The following is a 17434-nucleotide window of genomic DNA, read 5'->3' on the forward strand; positions in this document are numbered from 1 at the left end:
TTCTACTTTACATATGTAAGAGAGCGTGCTATATTTAATGTTCGAAAATAATCGAACTAAAGAGAGGTATGAACCGAACATGTCTAACACATATAAAGTAAATGATTTTTCAAAAATCATGAACGAAAGAAGATCAATTCGTAATTATGACCCAACTGTTAAAATCAGTCAGGAAGAAATGACGCAAATCATCAATGATACTGTTAAAGCTCCGTCATCGGTCAATATGCAGCCATGGCGTTTTGCGGTAGTTGCAAGCGATGAAGGGAAATCAGCTTTAGCGCCGTTAGTTCGTTTTAATAAAGTTCAAAATGAAACATCTGCTGCGATGATCGTGATTTTTGGTGATCTGAATAGTTTTGAACATGCAGAAAAAATTTATGGAACGGCTGTTGAACAAAACTTGATGCCGCAAGAAGTGAAAGATCGTCAATTAGAAGTGTTAAGTCCGTTGTTTGAACAAATGGCGACAGAAGATAAAAAAGAAATGGCGATTATCGATGGCGCTTTAGCTGGGATGAACTTAATGTTAGTTGCTCGTGCATATGGCTACGATACTAACCCTATCGGTGGATTCGAACGTGAGAAAATTGCGGAGGCATTGGATATGGATAAAGAACGTTATTACCCTGTGATGATCGTTTCGATTGGGAAAGCGAACGAAGAAGGTTACCCTTCATACCGATTACCTGCTGCTGATATCACAACTTGGAAGTAGGAGGCACCTCATGCATATCATTCCGTTAATTTTAGCTATGATCGTTGCAGTTGAACATTATTACATTTTATATTTAGAAATGTTTCAAACTACGTCTACAAGTGCGCAGCGTAGCTTTGGTCTGGATAAGGAATTTTTGGATGATCCAAGAGTGCAAACGTTATTTAAGAATCAAGGACTATACAATGGTTTTTTAGCAACTGGAATTTTATGGGGGCTATTTTTTGCTTCAAATAGTTGGAGCGTTGTGCTGTTTTTTATCATTTGTGTGATTGTTGCCGCAGTATATGGAGGCTTAACTTCTTCTAAATCAATTTTGATAAAACAAGGGGTGCCAGCAATTATTACGTTCATAGCACTTTTAATTTTTAGATAAATGAAGAAAAGTTTAAGACAAGAAAATCATTGTCTTAGGCTTTTTTTTGTATTCTGAAAAAAACTTATAAAAAGTAAGTCTAAATACTTTACTTACTTTTGGTAAGGATATATACTATACCAGTAATCTAAAAATTAATTGAAAACGAAAAGGAGCACTATACATGACAGAATTTATGCAAGCATTAAAAAAACGCCGTTCAATCTACGCTTTAGGAGATAATCTACCACAATCACAAGAAGAAATCACCGCTTTAGTAAAAGAGATCGTTAGAGAAAGTCCAACTTCTTTTAACTCACAAACACAACGTGTGGTTTTCTTATTCGGCGACGCACACAAAAAATTATGGTCAATGACAGAAGAAGCGTTGAAACCTTTAACACCTGCAGAAGCGTTTCCAAATACACAAGCTAAATTGCAAAGCTTTGCAGCAGGATATGGAACATTGCTATTCTTTGAAGATATGGATATCGTAAAAAATCTACAAGAACAATTTGAATTATATGCAGACAATTTCCCTGTTTGGTCAGAACAAGCAAGTGGTTTAACGCAAGCCAATGTTTGGACTGCCTTGGCACAAGAAAATATTGGAGCAAACTTACAACATTACAACCCAGTAATTGATGAAGCGGTAGCTAAAGAATGGTCTATTCCAAGCCAATGGAAATTAAGAGCGCAACTGGTTTTCGGTTCGATCGAAGCTCCTGCTGGTGAAAAAGAATACATGGAAGATAGCGCACGTTTCTTAGAATTTAACTAATAACGAGCAAATGGGGGAGAAAAGTATGGTGGGCAGATTACCTGAAGAAACAATCGTAAAGCAAGTAAAATTAAAAGTTAAAAATTTAGAGGCAATGACAGATTTTTATACAAAAATGATTGGGCTTGTTTTACTAAATAAAACGGAAAACACCACTTTCTTAGGTGCACAAGCTTCTTCGGAAACCATTATGATTCTAGAGGAACTTATTGATCCTATCGTGAAAAATAATACGACTGGCTTGTACCACACCGCTTTTCTCTTACCTTCTCGCAAAGATTTAGGCAATAGTTTAGTGTGGTTGCTGCAAAATAATAATGAAATTGGTGCTGCGGATCACGGATATAGTGAAGCGATCTATCTGACAGATCCAGAAGGTAACGGGATCGAGATCTATCGTGATAAACCAAAAACGGAGTGGGATATTCGTGCAAATGGAGAAATCATCGGTGTAACTGAAGAGCTCGATGGGGATGCTGTTGTTGCTGTGTCTGATGGACAATGGCTAGGACTAGCACCAGGATCACGAATCGGCCATGTTCATTTACAGGTAGCTGATTTAGCTATGACGGAGAAATTCTACGAACAACTTGGGTTCTCTTTAAAATCTAATTTTGGCGGACGTGCTAAATTTTTCGCTGCTGGTGACTATCATCATCATATTGGAACGAATACTTGGAATAGCCGCAATGACGCTTTGATCAGTGAAAACCAGTTAGGATTAGCTTGGTACACATTTCAGTTGCCGTCTAAAGAGGCACTAGATGCGTTGCTCGACCGACTCAACGAACAAGCTATTGCTTATGTCTATGAAAATGAACAACTAACGATTCAAGATCCGAACGGCATGCAGATCAAATTTGAATACCAATATAAGATAAAAGGTCAACTTCATTGCTGAGGTTGGCTTTTTTTTATTTGAGCAGACTTTAGATTTGATAGACTGGAAGGAAAAGTATGTTCACAGTTGTGAGTCATAAAATCTATTGAAAGCGAAAAAGCCTAGCTGAACTCATAAATATCTCATTTAAAGAGCTATATTCTCATTTTTTTAAATAATAACAATTAAAATGAAAAATTATCGTAAATTATTATGATAAACTTCAATAAGTGAGTTATTACTGATTTTTAGTAATAATGAGTTAGAATAAAAAATGGGAGGGATTTAAGTGTGAAAAAGTATATTCATTTATTAACAGTTGGTGTCCTATTGGCTTCGAGCATTCCAATGACGGCTAATGGGGAAGAAGTTCATGTAGAGGATAATAATACAATTTCGGATATTTCTTCGGAAACAAACGGAATTGAAGTAGAACTTATTGAACAAGAAACGACAGATACAGAACTTTTAGATTCAGAAAGTGAAAATGCGCAAACAGAAATAGTAGATCAAGAAAATGAACAGGAAGATGCTAAGGTTGAAGAAACAAAAACATCAGGAACTGAACAAGAAACTGTAAATGAAGCTGCCGCAGTTACTAACGAAGTGAAAGCAACACCACAAGCATATGCAATTTCGCCAGAACTTGGGATACCAATTCCTGATTATGATGGAAAATTAGTAGATAAAGAAAATACAATAACGGACATCGAAAATTCTAAAGTTACCTCAGATTATGCTTTCATGCCTCAAATTACAGATAAAACACAAGTAGTTGTTGAGGGAAACCATGTTACTGCAGATGGGAAATATATCTTTTATTTGAAAGAAAATAGCAAGGGAAAAGTCACAGTTACCTATAAAAATGTCGGGACTTATGATGGCAAAGTTATTGATTTAAAAATTTCTTTTGATGATTGGACGTTTATGCAAGTATTCAATAACGCTGGCTGGAACCTAGACTTACAATTGGTCCACAGAGTACTGGGATTTTTATGTATGGTCTGTCAGATCTAAAGGCAAATTACTATTTCTTGGATCATTTAACTGGTTTACAAGCCCAAGTTTCCGGATTTTTCAATTTTACTGATATTGACAATAATCAATACTTAGATATTTATAATAATGCAAATATTAAAAATTTCTACGCAAGTAAAGACAACGTTCTCTATTATAAAAATAATGACGGTTACATTAGTGTAGGGGATTATATTGGACAAGATGCAGATGATGAGTTGAAAGATAATAAATATTGGTTGACATATACTTACAACAAAACCTCCAATTTTACTATTACTTTTCATGAGCTAAGAGAAGCGATTCGTGGATATGGTGCATTATTTGAGTATACGTATGAAGCACCTGTTGTAATTGAACCACAAGCAGAAACAAAAACGAAGAAGCTAACCGCGAATAACACAAGCATAAAACCTGTATATCAATCCTTAAATACAGCTAAAGTAGAACAAAAAAATGCAGGTGAAACCGTCACTAACCCATTGTCAGCTAATCGGTTACCTGAAACGGGAGAACAGAATAGTAGTCACTTATTTACGTTTGGACTGTTGCTACTTTCAAGCCTACTATTTTTCAAACGAAAAGATCGTCTATAATATACTAGAATGTTGTGTATTGGTCAAAATAGAAAATATAAAGGAGAATCAGGTACTCTATGATTCTTCTTTATTTTGTCTACCCTATAAAGCTAAAAAATTAAAGTTTTCAGTTAAGTACAAAATGGCACGACAAACTAATTTATAGCAGCTATGAGGAATCTAAGAAGTTTACTAGACTTATAAGTAGCTGGTTGATATTTTGAATAAGTATGTTGAACGGCTGCAGAGCTATAATTTTGAGAAGTGGGATTCTTACCAGATCACTATATAATGAGTACTCTTAATTTAATCAGACTCAATATAACATAAGCAACAGAGCATACATAGATAAAATAATGAAATAAAGTGAAACTTCCGACTTTGTTTTATACACTAATAAAGTGAAGGGAGCGTATTTAATGGTAAAAATGACAACTGAAACAATAACTTTAGTGAAAAAAGCTAAAAAAGGGGATGATTCAGCATTTGAGAAACTTTTGAAAGAACAATATGAATATATTTATCGAACCGCATATCATTATGCAAGTTCTGAACAAGACATCCTTGATATTATTCAAGAAGCAACGATCGAAGCATACAAAGGAATAGCAAAATTAAAAAGTGAGCAGTATTTTTATACATGGTATATTCGAATATTGATACGAGTTGCAACTAAACTAGCAAAAAAAGCAAATAGTGTGAAGCAAGTAAATATTGAAGACTATTCAGAAGATATTATCAATGGGGACAATAAACATGAATTAGAACAGGAGCTAGATTTAATTCATTCTTTCAAAAAAATTGATAAAAAATATACGGAAGTTTTGCAGCTTTTTTATTACCAAGATTTATCGATTCAGGAAATCAGTCACATTTTAAACGTGCCAGTGGGAACTGTAAAAACGAATTTATTTAGAGGAAAGCAAAAATTGAAATCAATTTTAGGAGGCGACTATTTTGAAAGATAATTCTAAAAAAGTGATAACTAAAATCAATTCAACCATCCAGGTTCCAAAAGATAAAACATATCAAGCAATAGAAGAAGGTATCCGCTTAGGAAAAAAAAGTAGCACAAAAAGAAGAATCTATCCCTTCATACCAATCGTTGCACTAGCCGCTATAGCGATGATTATTATCATTCATACACCGATGGTAGATGCACTAGCCAATATTCCAGCTATTTTGGGTGCGAAATTAACGAAAGTCGAACCTGGGGAAACCAAAGAAACAGCACCTGTAACCATCAAGACACCGAATCATGCCCCTGAAAGTACTGAGACAATAAAGCCGATTAAGCTTATCGATGGGACTGAAGTGACGCAACAATTGTTAATGACACATGCCTGGGCACCTTTAATGAATTCAATTTCAGGTGAGCCCTTCATGGATATTGTTGATTCAAAAGTTGTAATTCATCGCTTCAACGCAAATGAGCTATTGCTGTCATTTGTAGATATCAGAACGGGTCAAGAAATCTCGGAAGCAGATACTATATATTATGATGATAAGAATGAACCGATTGAACGCTATAAAGAGTTAGATAAACATCTTTATAAAATTCAAGGAAATATATTAGAGCAACAAGTGTTATTCTCTTCGAAAAGACAATCAGATCCAACATATATGGAGTTGAGGATAGTGGATGGATTACTAGTAATGTTTCCCCACGATGATTTTGATCATAAAAAAGACCGACAACTCATTTTACAAGCTGTAGAAATAGTTCCGAATTAATAAGGATGAGGTGAATAATTTTAACCTAGATTAAGTTTATAGGACTTTTTAGAAGTAAGAGAAACGAATGATGTAAAACAGAAGATTTTGTTGTGTAATTTTTATTAAGAGGTTTAATATCAAAAATTAGAAAGGGTGAAGTTTGCTGGCGGATCCTAAAAATTATTTTTTATCCAATATTTAGATGAAACTATTTATCTTTATTTTTTGAAATAATAACTAAGTAGAATTATGCTGGATTTGATTGTGAATGATAGACCCAATCCGTTGATTGATGCAATTTTGGACAAAAATAATGATGGTACTTTAAGGAATAGTGCTGTTGGAACTTCCTCTGATTTGGATGACCTTCTGATACTTTATATAAAAAAAGATGTCGATAATTCCTCACCAACATCAGAAAGTATAGACCCTTATGTGCCCCTATACTTTTTTAATCTTTCTATATCAAAACTTAGTGTTTCAAATAATAAAATACACGGATTCTCATAGCTCAAGTTAGAATCATATCTCTTATAATCTTCCGATAAATTCGTAATATCATCTAGTTCAACCAGTGTGAATGTTCCTTTTAAGTTAAGCGTTGTGACGTATCCAGCATCAAATTCAGCATAACAAGCTATTGTCGCTTTTGGATTGGCTTGTATATCTTTGACAATATCAGTATTTTTATCTAAATAAAAATACAAGGTTACAAAACTGAATCGACTCATAATCGATTGCAAAATCAACGTTTTTGGAAATCCATTTTCGTTAATTGTTGAAATAGCATATGCGTGTGTACGTTCTAAAATAGTTTCTGCAGTTACCATAGTTTCCCCTCCATATGAATCATGATTTTAACATAGAAAAAAAGGGGAAAAAAGACCCTATATAAATTAAAAGATATTTTTAATTTATTGATGCTAGGATGAAATCAAGGATACGATTTAGTAAAATTATACCTAAGGAGAAAAGGACGTGTCTCACATGGCAAAGCAACGATTTACTGATGAATTCAAACAAACAATTGTTGACCTCTATCACGCAGGTAGCTCAGTTGAACAATTAGCAAACGAATATGGGATGGTACCACAAACTTTTTACAAATGGATTAATTTTTATACTCCAAATGACTATTCTGACGTTACGGAGGCTGGATTTCTTAAGTTGAAAAAAGAAATGGCTCAGCTTAAGGAAGACAATAACATCCTAAAAAAGGTCTTAATCATATTCGCAAAAAATAAATGATAAGACACTTTTTGAAACGATTCATCATTTATCAAGCGAGGTAAATGTTTCGAGAGCTTGCCAGTTATTTGAACTCCCCGCTCAAGCTATTATGGGCGACTCACCCGAATCGAATCGAGCAAAAGAAAATAAAGACTTGAGCGACAGAACTCTAAAAATATATTTAGATTCTAGGCGCTGATACGGTGCTTCCAAAATTCACAAGGAGCTTGTCAAACTAAAGATTAAGATCAGCTTAAAACGAGTTTGAAATTTAATGAGACAATTCTTTATTCAATCGATTATTATCAAAATATAGCAGTCTGGCCCTTCAAAAGCAGCCGAGCTTATTCAAGAACGTGACAATCTTCTCAAACGTAATTTTTCAACCACAGGTTTAAATCAAAAATGGGTAACAGATATCACTTATATTCACACGTAAAAGATGGTTGGTGCTATTTATCATCATTTCAAGATTTGCATTTTAAGAAATCATCGCTTGGTCATTTGGTAAATTAATGAAAACGGAATCATTTTTAGAAAACTTAGACAAAGTTATCCTGACGCAAAAAGTGACAAAAGACTTGATCCTTCATTCAGATATAGGCAGCCAATACACGAATGACCCTTATGGGGCACACTTGGGTGAATTGGAAATCCGTCATTCATTTAGTGGGGAAGGCTGTCCCTATGATAACGCAAGCATAGAATCATTTCACGCTACGCTGAAAAAAGAAGAAGTCTATCAAACATATTATCAAACTTTTGAGAAAGCCTCGACAAAATTATTTCAATATATAGAAGGCTTTTATAATCGCAAATGAATTCACGGTGACGCCACAAAAAATGAAGGAACGTGCTCAAAAAGTCGCTTAATTCTTTTACACTTACCATTTTTTTTTGCGAAAAAATCATGAGTATCATTCGCCATCGCTTCCCACAACGGTCATGCATTTGAGTTTGAGGGTTATGGGAAACGATGGTACACTCTCGAAGTGACATTTTTCAAAAAAGTCTCCCACAATGTGTCCAAGATATTGACTTAGATCCAAATTCACTAAAAGGTTCTCGGGGAGATAAAGCAAAAGAAAGTTTTACAAAAAATAGTGAGAAAATAGATAGTATTTCATCAAAGTAGTTAATTGATCTTCCCTAATGTAAATAAAATGAGAGTAAGAGAGCCTGAAATATAATTTTTTGAGTTACGTTCCAGGCTTTTTTCTTGCAAACGATACTATCGACACTCAAAAGTATCAATCGGATAAATTATAGCTGCATGAATCATGTCAGTAGACTATCAAAGGTTACAATCACAAATATCAATATAAAAGAAACTGACATATTTTACAGTATCAGTTTCTTTTAAAAGTGTCCATACCAAAAGCATTGATTTTAGGTTAAGGAAAGAGTGATATATTATAGAGCCTAATTAATTACCAAAGAAGACTGTAGTACTATTCCGCTAAAATCAGATAGTACAGAATTGTTTAGCTACCTAATCAAGAGATAAGGGCCAAGCAGGAGTTGAACCTGCAAAATCTCCCAAATGAGTTCATGACCCAAAAAATAAATTGACTTACAAAAATAGTATATATTATTTTCTTTTGAGTTGGAAATAATTAGCTTTTTAGTATTTATGATAAACTGTTTGCTTAATTAGCATACATACAATTAACATAGTTGTTGAATGTACGAACTTATATCACACAATTAATGAAAGAATTATAAAGCTTCATATATCTGAGGATCAAGTAAAGGATATTTATGAGTATTTAGATGCAAAAGGATTTATTGTAGCTTTGGACTATTACGAAGTATCATTCTAAAGTTAATAAAAAAGTATATAGTAAAATCTGACACAATATGATTGTGTCAGATTCTCTTAAATGTACCTATACCAAAAACATTCGTTATTGGGAATGGATATTTTACAAATAATTAGAGTTCCCGTCGAGGTGCTTATCTTCATTCTATAATATCAAAGAGTCTTCCCTTTTTAGTTACAATCATTTAAACTAATGATAGCAAACTGTATTTTACAAAAGGATGGCTATAGTTGTTTATTAATAGCACAACCAGTGTAGCAGGGGCGTGTCAGCTTCATTCAGCCAATCTGCAAGCGTATTAAATAGAATTTCTGTCTCTGTTAGTTCAGGACAAACCAATGTTGCAGGAAAGAGTGCAGCAATACAGAGTTTTTCAACCTTTCAATCCAGTCTAAAAGGGATCTCTAACAGTGTTGTACAAGCAGGGGACAACATTCATTCTGTCGCCAAAGAGTTTGAACAGATTGATCAAAAAATTGCTCAGTTACCGACTCTTTCTTTTGGAGGGTTGAGATAATGAAATTAACAGCACAACAACTCTTTGACGATAAAAAATATCGTTTCAATAATCAATTGGAGGAACTTCAAGAAGCATAACGAGAGAATAAAAAAGCGCAAGGATTCAATGATGATATAAAATTGTTTAAATTTTACTTAGCTGATGAGTTTAAGAAATTACCGATTTACACAAATTTATCATCAAAAGAAGATAAATACTATTTTGTGGATGCTGGAAATTAAGTGACAAATTTTTAAGTGATTATTTTCATCTAATTAATAATTACAAAAAGCATAAAATAGAGTATGGTAGTAACATTATGTAGCTGCAACGATATCACTTAAAAGTGTGGGTCTCAAAAACGTTGGAATCGATATTCCATTTACACATAATCCTTGACGCAACCAGTTTGAAAGGGATTTTTTTTTGAATATAGAAAATCTTTTAACATCAATAATCACCCTATCAATAAGTTTCTATTCTGGAGTATTAATCAGTAGAAAAACTTTAAAAAGTACGAATAAACACAATGTATTACAACGAACTGAATGGATTAGATGTCTAAAGACAGTTGCAACAGAATATAATGAGCATGAATTACCTGTCAGTAAAGCATTTATGTTACAAAGATGTCTCTCTCCATTTTCTCAGGAAGAATTAAATATGGAAACACCCGAAAAATATTGGAATAATTGTAGATATTTAATTGATAAGATGAAAGGTACTTAAAAAATTAAATGGATAGAATATAGAAATTCAAACGATAGTAAGACACAAACAAATATTTTTTATCAACAATATTTAGAATATGAAAAGCAGTACATATTTTATTGTAGAGGAGTTATAAATGGTACGACTACTGATAATGTGTTTACTCAAAAAAAAGCTAGCTTTAATTGCAAATGTTGAGTTGAAATTTAAATTTATGTGATTAAAAAGTAATCTTAAAAAACTAGATGAATTTTCTCTAGAGATAGAAAAATCAGTTATTTGGACTGCATGTTTAACTAAATTAAATGAACATTAACGAACAACTAACTTATTCATAAATGACAGTTATAATAGAAATATCGGCAAGTTATTCACTATAAGTTATAAAAAAGTCTTGCTTCAATTTTATAGGTGTAAACAATTAGTTTTTCATCATTATCTGTATTAACTTAAGTAGTCACAAAAACAATATTTTTTTGAACTGGAGGATATTATGGGACTAATTGTTCAACATGATGACATTATTGCACTATTAAAAAAATTAAATATTTATAATGGAGATGAGCTAATTATTTATGCTACTTTGAAAACTAGTAAGCCTTTTTACGTAAAGATGAATTATTTAAATCTGGATAAATATATTGTTCAAGGCGTATGGTTAGCTGTTAGTAAAGAAGATGTAAAATTTCTCACTGTTAGTCAACTAGGAAAATTACATAAAGAAGTCATTACAATTCCACATGAGGATATTAGTGATTTTAATGTTAAGAAGAATTTATTATTGTACACCATTTCAATTACTGATTGGCAGAAAAATGTTGTTCAATTTAAAGTTGCAAGTAAAGTTTTTGGTAATAAAAAACATCATGCTGATTTTATTGAGCTTATAAATCAAACTAAAGAATAAGGCTCTTGCAATGTGGTAGTGTAAATGAATAAATTTAGATTGGAGTTAACTATTATGACTTATGAAGTAATTTTAGATAAATTTAAAAATGTTGTTAATTTAATGATGAAACGTGAAAATGCACGACGTAATTTTGTGTATTTTAATCGTGTTGCTCGTATTGTATTTATTGTTTCTGTTTCTATATATAGCGTTTATCTTTACATGAGTGATCCTTCTTTTTCGTTTAATTACGGATTAGCTTGGTGGATAATAATTTTTCTTTTAGTTGTTGGTTGGATCGGTGAATTCTTTTTTGTTTCGTTCACAACTAAGACTTATCATGAATACCTTAAGATAAGAGATATATTTTCAGAGACCGTTTATCAGGAGTATAAGGTCTCTAGATTACATAAGGTTGCTCCATTTTTAGATGAGGAAGAATCGTTTAGAAATCCTGAATATTTGTATTTCTTTGAATGTGGTTTTGGTGAGTATGCGAAAGAAATTCAAGAGACTTATTTGGAGTCTGTCAGTATTTATTTGTTTGATGTTACTAATATTCACGAGTTATCTGATTTTTTAGATACAGATGAAATCCCTAAATATATTGGAGAAAAAGTTGCTAAGGATTTTAACACTTCTTTTGTAGATTGTTTACTGATAAATAGCGAAGAAAATCCAGCTAAATATTATATAGTTATTTATACTAAATAATATTTAGCTAGAAACTTATTATAATGCGATTTATGTAAATATACTTCTTTATATTTTACAACAAACAAGACATGATTGAAAATAGATAAAAAGACCTGGAATTTATAAATGTTTTATTTGTACCAAAAAACATTCGTTTTTGGCATAACTATTTTTTTCTTTTAAAATAAAAAATAACTCTATTGGATAAGATTCAAAATAGGTTATATTTTTTTACAGGTATTATGCATAAAAATACCAATTATTCTTTGTTATAAAAAGAAACCAGCTATTCGTTGACTAAAATAAGCAAATCTTAAAGGTCTATACCTTTAAGATTTGCTTATTTTTTTTTTTATTACTTATTATTTAACAATATTATTATATTATGTTTGACATTGCGTGTTAGACATATTATTTCTTAGAATGTTTAATACCAAGAAAAAAGCATATATAACTTAACTCTTATGTAATTATACTCATTAATAATGATAATTGCAATATACATTTTTATCATTTTTTAGGAATTATACTTAAAAAATTGATAAAATTAGTTTTTTACAAAAGTGCCGTCAAATAAGCCGTCAAAAGAAAGGAAGAGATAAATGTCTAGAAGAGGCGAAAATATTTATAAGAGGAAAGATAATCGTTGGGAAGGACGCTATAAGAAAGGACGTAAAAGTAATGGTCAATTAAAGTATGGTTATATTTATGGCAAAACGTATGGTGAAGTGAAAGAACGTTTATACGCATTCAAATTGAAATATCAAACCCTTATTCAACTTCAGGGAGAGTGCGCCATTACGTATGAAGAATGGGGAAGAATATGGTTGAAACAACAACAATTTACTATTAAACCTTCCACCCATAGTGCGTATTTGTACAAATTAACTCGCTATGTTTTTCCTATTATAGGAAAAACGGCTCTTAATCAAATAACGAAGCAAACGATCCAAACTGTTATTGATAAGTGGCAGGAACAACTTTTACAGCCAAGTACGATTCAAGTATTGTATCAGATCATGAAAAAATCGTTAAAAGATGCCCATGAGCAACAACAACTTCTTACGCTACCTTGTCAAAATATTCGTTTACCGAAGAAAAGGAAGCCTTCAGTAAAAGCATTATCCACTTTGGAACAACAACAATTAGAAAAGCAAGTTAAAGCATTGCCTTTACACAAAGGGCTTCCTGTTTTGTTGGCATTGAACGCAGGGCTACGAATAGGAGAAGTCTCTGCTTTACGCTGGGAAGATATTGATCTAAATAATCGAATGATTTATGTGAAAAAAACTTACCAACGATTACCAATTGTTGGGTCCAAAACAAAAACACAACTTATCTTAGATAGTTCAAAAACAGATCAATCAACACGCGTTGTACCCATGACATACACTCTTTATAAGTATCTAAAAAAATGGAAAAAGAAAGCACCAGGAGCCTTTGTTTGTTCAAATAAAACAATCCCTAGCGAACCTCGGTTATTGACCTACTATTTTCATAAAATTCGAAAAATATGTGGTATTCCCTCTACACATTTTCATCATTTACGCCATACATTCGCAACACGTTGTATTGAAGCAAATGGGGATATTGCATCTGTTAGTAAATTATTAGGTCATGCTTCAACGCGAACGACATTAGATGTATACACCGATTCTTTAGTAGAAAGTCGTCAACGAGTGATTCAACAAATGGAAGAGAAAAAAGAGGGAAAGAAATAAAAGAACGTACGTTTTATAATAAACAAACTTTCTATCTTCCATACACGCAAAAGAAAACGCTTTCTTTATTTGTGTAATTAATTAAGGATAATAAATTTTAAGATCTCTTTCTCTTTTAAATAAAAATTGACTTACTTTTTGCGCCGTCAATCATCGTCAAATATCTACTCAGACTATTGATCCACCAGGCATTCTAAGATATACCTTGGTATTAAACATTCTAAGAAAAATTAATGTAGATCATTGAGCATTAAATGAATCACCCCTCATAAAAAATCATACTAAAATAGTTGGAAGTGAAAAAGGAGAGTAGAAGTCATGTTAACTCTAGGGATTATTGATAATAAAAAGTCGAATGAGCAACTAAAACTACAATTTCAAGCGGAACCGTATTGCTTAACTAATATTAAGACAAAAAAACAACTTGCACAACTGAATGGCTTGATTGTATCGATGGATATGAAAGAAGACTTGAGTCAAGTGATTGAATGGATTATCGCCTGTCAAAAAGTTCCCACCGTATTTATTTGGGTGTTTTCAAAAGTTCTTTTAGATTATGAAGAAAACATTTTATTAGAATTAGGAGTAAATGATGTCATTATGACAGAAAAAAGGCAACCTGTATTGACTAAAGTGGTAAAAAATACATTTAAGCGATTAGAAGAACCATTTTTACTTGAGCCGGAGTCTCCACCGAAGCTATTGAACGAAAAAAATCAGTCAATTCAAGTTAACGGAAAAGAACAGGGATTAACACGAAAAGAATTTCAACTGATGCGTCTGTTATGTGAGAATCAAAATACAACTGTAACGTACGAACAATTAATGTATCAATTGTGGCCAGAGACAGAGAAGGTAGATATCCTTCGCTTAGCAAATATTGTATTTCATATTCGAAATAAATCAAAAGAAAGCGATGTGTTTACAATTAAAACGGTTCGATCGAAGGGATATATGTTAGCTATGAAATAGAGAAAAAACGAGGGTTGATGGACCGAGTAAACTTTTTTTACTTAAATAGCGTAAATGAATCAAATAGAATTCATTCATTTTGATCGAAGAGAACTACTTTTTTATAATTATCACTTAATTAGGGAGTAAATAATAACTTAGGAACTTATTTTTAGGAAACGAGAAGCTTTAGCAGTCAACAGGTAGGAGAGGAATAGGCACAGTAACGAGAAAAAAACTATTTTTGGCAGGAGAGAAATAATGACGCACGTAAAAAAATGGAAAAGGGTATTAGTTGGTAGTATATTTCTAAGTGCATTTTTTATGCGAGTTATCCCATCCTTTGCAGAAGAAGATCCAATTGGATTTACTGTGGAAGCACAACAATCGGTAACTCAACTAGATAAAGAAAAAGATTACTTTTATATAAAAACTACTCCTGGAGTGGAACAACAGGTGAAAGTTACTGTAACAGGCACTTCAGAGGAACCTGTGAAAGTCAAAGTGAGTACGGTAAATGGCTCAACTTCTGAAGCAGGAACGATTGATTATTCGCCAGGAGTGAAAAGCGATTCTTCGTTAAAGGACTCTATTGAAGAAATTACTACGATTGATTCACCAGAATTTGAACTAAAAAAAGGAGAAGTCAAAACGGTCTCAATCACCATAAAACCACCAATTGATTCCTATGAAGGGATTAAGTTAGGAACAATCTATTTTGAACGAGAACAGACAGAGGAACAAAAAAAACAAGCAATCAAATCTTCGTATTCCTATCGAATTGGGTTATTGCTATCAGAATCAGATGAAGAATACTCAAATAGTAAACAGTTAAATTTGATCGAGGTAAAGCCAGAATTAAAACGAGCAAAAAAAACAATTCAAGTGACCTTACAAAATCCGGAACCCAAAATGATCGCTGATTTTTCTTTAACTGCATCCGTTGTTGAAGAAAAAAGTGGAAAAGTGGTCAAAAAACAACAATTAAAAGAAGGAGCAATGGCCCCTTCAAGCCAGTTTTCTTACGCAATTGATTGGGGGCTGGATCCAATACCAGCCGGAAATTATCTAGTAAAAATTGATGCAGAAAGTCGGTATGATCAATGGCACTTAGAAAAGAAATTTACCATTTCAGCTGAGCAGGCAAAAAAGATGAATGACGAAACGTTATATAAATTAACGTTACCTGAGTGGGCCTATTGGGGAACGGGGATAGTAGCTGTCTTACTAGTCGTTGATGGAAGTTATGTATTTTTACGAAATAGAAAATGGAAGAAAGAACTGATCCGTCAAACTAAGAGGAAAAAAGAAAAGAAGGGAAGGAAAGGAACAGAGAGAAAAAGGAAGGAGGAGTGAAGAATGAGTAAAAAAAAATGGTTTATTGTAGGGATAATTAGTAGCTTGTTTCTGTTCTTCCCTATGCAAAGCTTTGCGGAGTCAAACGAAAAAAATGGAACAGATGTAGGGATTCAATTTGAAGGAGAACAAGGAACGAGTGGCACTACTTCTTCAGAAAAAAAGACAGAACCAAGTGTGCCAGAGAATCCGATAAGTAAACCTACAGGGCGCTTACCTATGACCGGGGAATTGATGCAGCCAATCATACTTTTACTGTTAGGCTGGTTAGCTGTGGCACTCATTACGGTCTTTTTATTCGGGAAGAAAAAAGAGAGAGAAGAACAGGAGGAGAGTCAATGAGTGTGTATGTTTGGATTGCCGGAATGGGAATTCTTGGTTTGATTGGACTAATTCTGTTTCTTTCTACGGTGTTCAACGATCGAAAGGTTAGGAAAAAATTAGGCTATTCGATCTGGTCCCTCTTACCTAATTGGTTATTTTTTATACTTGCTGGAGTAGCTATGAGTATGATGGTGTACTTCTTTTTGAATGTGAAAGAACAGTTGATTCAGTTCGGTAGTTAATTCAGTGGATAGTAGATAGATTGTTACAGTCACTTTCTCTAGGTTGAAACGATACAGTGACTACCATAAAAAGGAATATCAGGAGGAAAATAATGAATAAAAAAGTTATCGCAAGCTTAGCAACAACTGCAGCATTAGGGGCAATGATGGTCGCAACAACGGACGCTCATGCCGATGAAATGACAACAAACGGCTCTATTTCGTTTTTTGAGGACAGTAAACCAGGAACTGGTCCGTTTGAAGGAAATCTAAAATTGGCTTATGTCCCAGAAGCGTTTGATTTTGGAAACAATGATATCAAAGGGGTATCCGGCTCGAAAACCTATACACAAGTAATTGATAAAACTAAAAAACAATATGTCGCAGTATCGGATGATCGTTCAACGAAAACAAAAGGGTGGACATTGAATGCGAAAGTAGACGATTTCGTCTCAACAGTCAAAGATGAACAAGGGAAAGAAACAACAACAACTTTAACAAGTGCGGAATTAGCCTTTAATGTCGGAGAAAATCAAAAATACAATATCGATGTCAAAGCAAGTGATGCGAATACACCTGCCGTACCAACACCAGCAATTACAACAGAAGGTGCACTAACTGCGTTACCAACAACGGATGCGGCTTATTATACGAACTCACCTGCAACCAATGCAAAAATTACGTTAGTAGCAGCCGGAGCAGAAGCAAAAATATTGAACTATACGTCTCCATCACAAGCACCTGCAGAAGGGACATTAGGTGTTGCCCGTGAGGTTTCAGGAGTAACACTGAATGTGAAAGACCATAGCAATGTAAAAGACAAGAAATTTACAAGTACAGTTCACTGGGTATTGAGTGAAGATCCAACTGTATAAAAGAAACTAAAGTAAACGTGTAAATAAGTGTATCGTTCCAATTGGAGAAAGTTACTGTAACAATCTATCTACCGAGAACAGCTACAATAAGAA

The 17434-nt window shown here is 33.2% G+C and carries 19 protein-coding genes and 1 pseudogene; 19 read left to right on the forward strand and 1 reads right to left on the reverse strand.

What is annotated here, in order from left to right:
* Positions 1-79: 79 nt before the first annotated feature.
* From IGJ50_RS02470 to IGJ50_RS02505, 8 genes are all read left to right on the forward strand, one after another.
* Positions 80-718, forward strand: a complete 639-nt coding sequence (locus IGJ50_RS02470; protein ID WP_069639421.1) for a nitroreductase family protein — start codon at positions 80-82, stop codon at positions 716-718.
* A 10-nt stretch (positions 719-728) separates the two neighbouring features.
* Positions 729-1094 carry a DUF1304 domain-containing protein gene (locus IGJ50_RS02475; RefSeq protein ID WP_069639422.1) on the forward strand — a complete coding sequence of 122 codons (366 nt, stop codon included), beginning with the start codon at positions 729-731 and terminating at the stop codon, positions 1092-1094.
* Positions 1095-1257: 163 nt separating this feature from the next.
* Positions 1258-1854 carry a nitroreductase family protein gene (locus tag IGJ50_RS02480; protein ID WP_069639423.1) on the forward strand — a complete coding sequence of 199 codons (597 nt, stop codon included), beginning with the start codon at positions 1258-1260 and terminating at the stop codon, positions 1852-1854.
* 25 nt (positions 1855-1879) lie between these two features.
* Positions 1880-2755: a VOC family protein gene (locus IGJ50_RS02485; protein WP_429948742.1), complete on the forward strand. Its 876-nt coding sequence runs from the start codon at positions 1880-1882 to the stop codon at positions 2753-2755.
* A gap of 270 nt (positions 2756-3025) precedes the next feature.
* The gene (locus IGJ50_RS02490; RefSeq protein ID WP_429948744.1) at positions 3026-3751 is read left to right on the forward strand and encodes a hypothetical protein; all 726 of its coding nucleotides are present in this window, start codon (positions 3026-3028) and stop codon (positions 3749-3751) included.
* Positions 3730-4347, forward strand: coding sequence for an LPXTG cell wall anchor domain-containing protein (locus IGJ50_RS02495; protein WP_239574220.1), 618 nt, complete (start codon positions 3730-3732; stop codon positions 4345-4347). Before IGJ50_RS02490 ends, IGJ50_RS02495 begins: the two co-directional genes overlap by 22 nt.
* A 401-nt stretch (positions 4348-4748) precedes the next feature.
* Positions 4749-5297: a sigma-70 family RNA polymerase sigma factor gene (locus IGJ50_RS02500; RefSeq protein ID WP_069639426.1), complete on the forward strand. Its 549-nt coding sequence runs from the start codon at positions 4749-4751 to the stop codon at positions 5295-5297.
* Complete coding sequence (locus IGJ50_RS02505; RefSeq protein ID WP_429948746.1) at positions 5287-6063, forward strand: hypothetical protein; 777 nt, start codon at positions 5287-5289, stop codon at positions 6061-6063. Before IGJ50_RS02500 ends, IGJ50_RS02505 begins: the two co-directional genes overlap by 11 nt.
* Positions 6064-6476: 413 nt before the next feature.
* Here IGJ50_RS02505 and IGJ50_RS02510 read toward each other — a convergent pair whose 3' ends face one another.
* Complete coding sequence (locus IGJ50_RS02510) at positions 6477-6875, reverse strand: pyridoxamine 5'-phosphate oxidase family protein (RefSeq protein ID WP_069639428.1); 399 nt, start codon at positions 6873-6875, stop codon at positions 6477-6479.
* A gap of 157 nt (positions 6876-7032) precedes the next feature.
* Between IGJ50_RS02510 and IGJ50_RS02515 the strand changes: the two genes are divergently transcribed.
* The 11 genes and pseudogenes from IGJ50_RS02515 (at position 7033) to IGJ50_RS02565 (ending at position 17341) form a co-directional block, all read left to right on the forward strand.
* Positions 7033-7293: a transposase gene (locus IGJ50_RS02515; RefSeq protein ID WP_429948748.1), complete on the forward strand. Its 261-nt coding sequence runs from the start codon at positions 7033-7035 to the stop codon at positions 7291-7293.
* Positions 7294-7856: 563 nt separating this feature from the next.
* A pseudogene (locus tag IGJ50_RS02520) lies at positions 7857-8093 on the forward strand (integrase core domain-containing protein); the annotation flags it as partial.
* 1270 nt (positions 8094-9363) lie between these two features.
* The gene (locus IGJ50_RS02525) at positions 9364-9615 is read left to right on the forward strand and encodes a TIGR04197 family type VII secretion effector (RefSeq protein ID WP_429948750.1); all 252 of its coding nucleotides are present in this window, start codon (positions 9364-9366) and stop codon (positions 9613-9615) included.
* 1186 nt (positions 9616-10801) lie between these two features.
* Positions 10802-11215, forward strand: a complete 414-nt coding sequence (locus IGJ50_RS02530) for a hypothetical protein (protein ID WP_429948752.1) — start codon at positions 10802-10804, stop codon at positions 11213-11215.
* A gap of 54 nt (positions 11216-11269) precedes the next feature.
* Positions 11270-11911, forward strand: a complete 642-nt coding sequence (locus IGJ50_RS02535; protein WP_429948754.1) for a hypothetical protein — start codon at positions 11270-11272, stop codon at positions 11909-11911.
* Positions 11912-12495: 584 nt separating this feature from the next.
* Positions 12496-13614, forward strand: coding sequence for a tyrosine-type recombinase/integrase (locus IGJ50_RS02540; RefSeq protein ID WP_429948756.1), 1119 nt, complete (start codon positions 12496-12498; stop codon positions 13612-13614).
* 318 nt (positions 13615-13932) lie between these two features.
* Positions 13933-14586 (forward strand): helix-turn-helix domain-containing protein, encoded by a 654-nt coding sequence (locus tag IGJ50_RS02545; RefSeq protein ID WP_429948758.1) that lies wholly within the window; start codon positions 13933-13935, stop codon positions 14584-14586.
* A 240-nt stretch (positions 14587-14826) separates the two neighbouring features.
* Positions 14827-15921, forward strand: coding sequence for a DUF916 and DUF3324 domain-containing protein (locus IGJ50_RS02550; protein WP_429948760.1), 1095 nt, complete (start codon positions 14827-14829; stop codon positions 15919-15921).
* A gap of 3 nt (positions 15922-15924) precedes the next feature.
* Complete coding sequence (locus IGJ50_RS02555; RefSeq protein WP_429948762.1) at positions 15925-16263, forward strand: LPXTG cell wall anchor domain-containing protein; 339 nt, start codon at positions 15925-15927, stop codon at positions 16261-16263.
* Positions 16260-16487: a hypothetical protein gene (locus IGJ50_RS02560; RefSeq protein WP_429948763.1), complete on the forward strand. Its 228-nt coding sequence runs from the start codon at positions 16260-16262 to the stop codon at positions 16485-16487. Before IGJ50_RS02555 ends, IGJ50_RS02560 begins: the two co-directional genes overlap by 4 nt.
* A 92-nt stretch (positions 16488-16579) precedes the next feature.
* Entirely contained in the window at positions 16580-17341 is a 762-nt protein-coding gene (locus IGJ50_RS02565) for a WxL domain-containing protein (protein WP_429948764.1), read from the forward strand.
* The last annotated feature ends 93 nt before the right edge of the window (positions 17342-17434 follow it).

It is taken from the genome of Enterococcus sp. AZ101 (genome assembly GCF_050499005.1).
Lineage (GTDB): Bacteria > Bacillota > Bacilli > Lactobacillales > Enterococcaceae > Enterococcus_L > Enterococcus_L ureilyticus.

Bases quoted from the DNA above. Each gene is read 5' to 3' on its own strand.
- IGJ50_RS02540 (WP_429948756.1), top strand. From the start codon at position 12,496: ATGTCTAGAAGAGGCGAAAATATTTATAAGAGGAAAGATAATCGTTGG.
- IGJ50_RS02515 (WP_429948748.1), top strand. From the start codon at position 7,033: ATGGCAAAGCAACGATTTACTGATGAATTCAAACAAACAATTGTTGAC.
- IGJ50_RS02510 (WP_069639428.1), bottom strand. From the start codon at position 6,875: ATGGTAACTGCAGAAACTATTTTAGAACGTACACACGCATATGCTATT.
- IGJ50_RS02470 (WP_069639421.1), top strand. From the start codon at position 80: ATGTCTAACACATATAAAGTAAATGATTTTTCAAAAATCATGAACGAA.
- IGJ50_RS02480 (WP_069639423.1), top strand. From the start codon at position 1,258: ATGACAGAATTTATGCAAGCATTAAAAAAACGCCGTTCAATCTACGCT.
- IGJ50_RS02555 (WP_429948762.1), top strand. From the start codon at position 15,925: ATGAGTAAAAAAAAATGGTTTATTGTAGGGATAATTAGTAGCTTGTTT.
- IGJ50_RS02500 (WP_069639426.1), top strand. From the start codon at position 4,749: ATGGTAAAAATGACAACTGAAACAATAACTTTAGTGAAAAAAGCTAAA.
- IGJ50_RS02545 (WP_429948758.1), top strand. From the start codon at position 13,933: ATGTTAACTCTAGGGATTATTGATAATAAAAAGTCGAATGAGCAACTA.
- IGJ50_RS02565 (WP_429948764.1), top strand. From the start codon at position 16,580: ATGAATAAAAAAGTTATCGCAAGCTTAGCAACAACTGCAGCATTAGGG.
- IGJ50_RS02535 (WP_429948754.1), top strand. From the start codon at position 11,270: ATGACTTATGAAGTAATTTTAGATAAATTTAAAAATGTTGTTAATTTA.
- IGJ50_RS02475 (WP_069639422.1), top strand. From the start codon at position 729: ATGCATATCATTCCGTTAATTTTAGCTATGATCGTTGCAGTTGAACAT.
- IGJ50_RS02495 (WP_239574220.1), top strand. From the start codon at position 3,730: ATGTATGGTCTGTCAGATCTAAAGGCAAATTACTATTTCTTGGATCAT.
- IGJ50_RS02550 (WP_429948760.1), top strand. From the start codon at position 14,827: ATGACGCACGTAAAAAAATGGAAAAGGGTATTAGTTGGTAGTATATTT.
- IGJ50_RS02560 (WP_429948763.1), top strand. From the start codon at position 16,260: ATGAGTGTGTATGTTTGGATTGCCGGAATGGGAATTCTTGGTTTGATT.
- IGJ50_RS02530 (WP_429948752.1), top strand. From the start codon at position 10,802: ATGGGACTAATTGTTCAACATGATGACATTATTGCACTATTAAAAAAA.
- IGJ50_RS02485 (WP_429948742.1), top strand. From the start codon at position 1,880: ATGGTGGGCAGATTACCTGAAGAAACAATCGTAAAGCAAGTAAAATTA.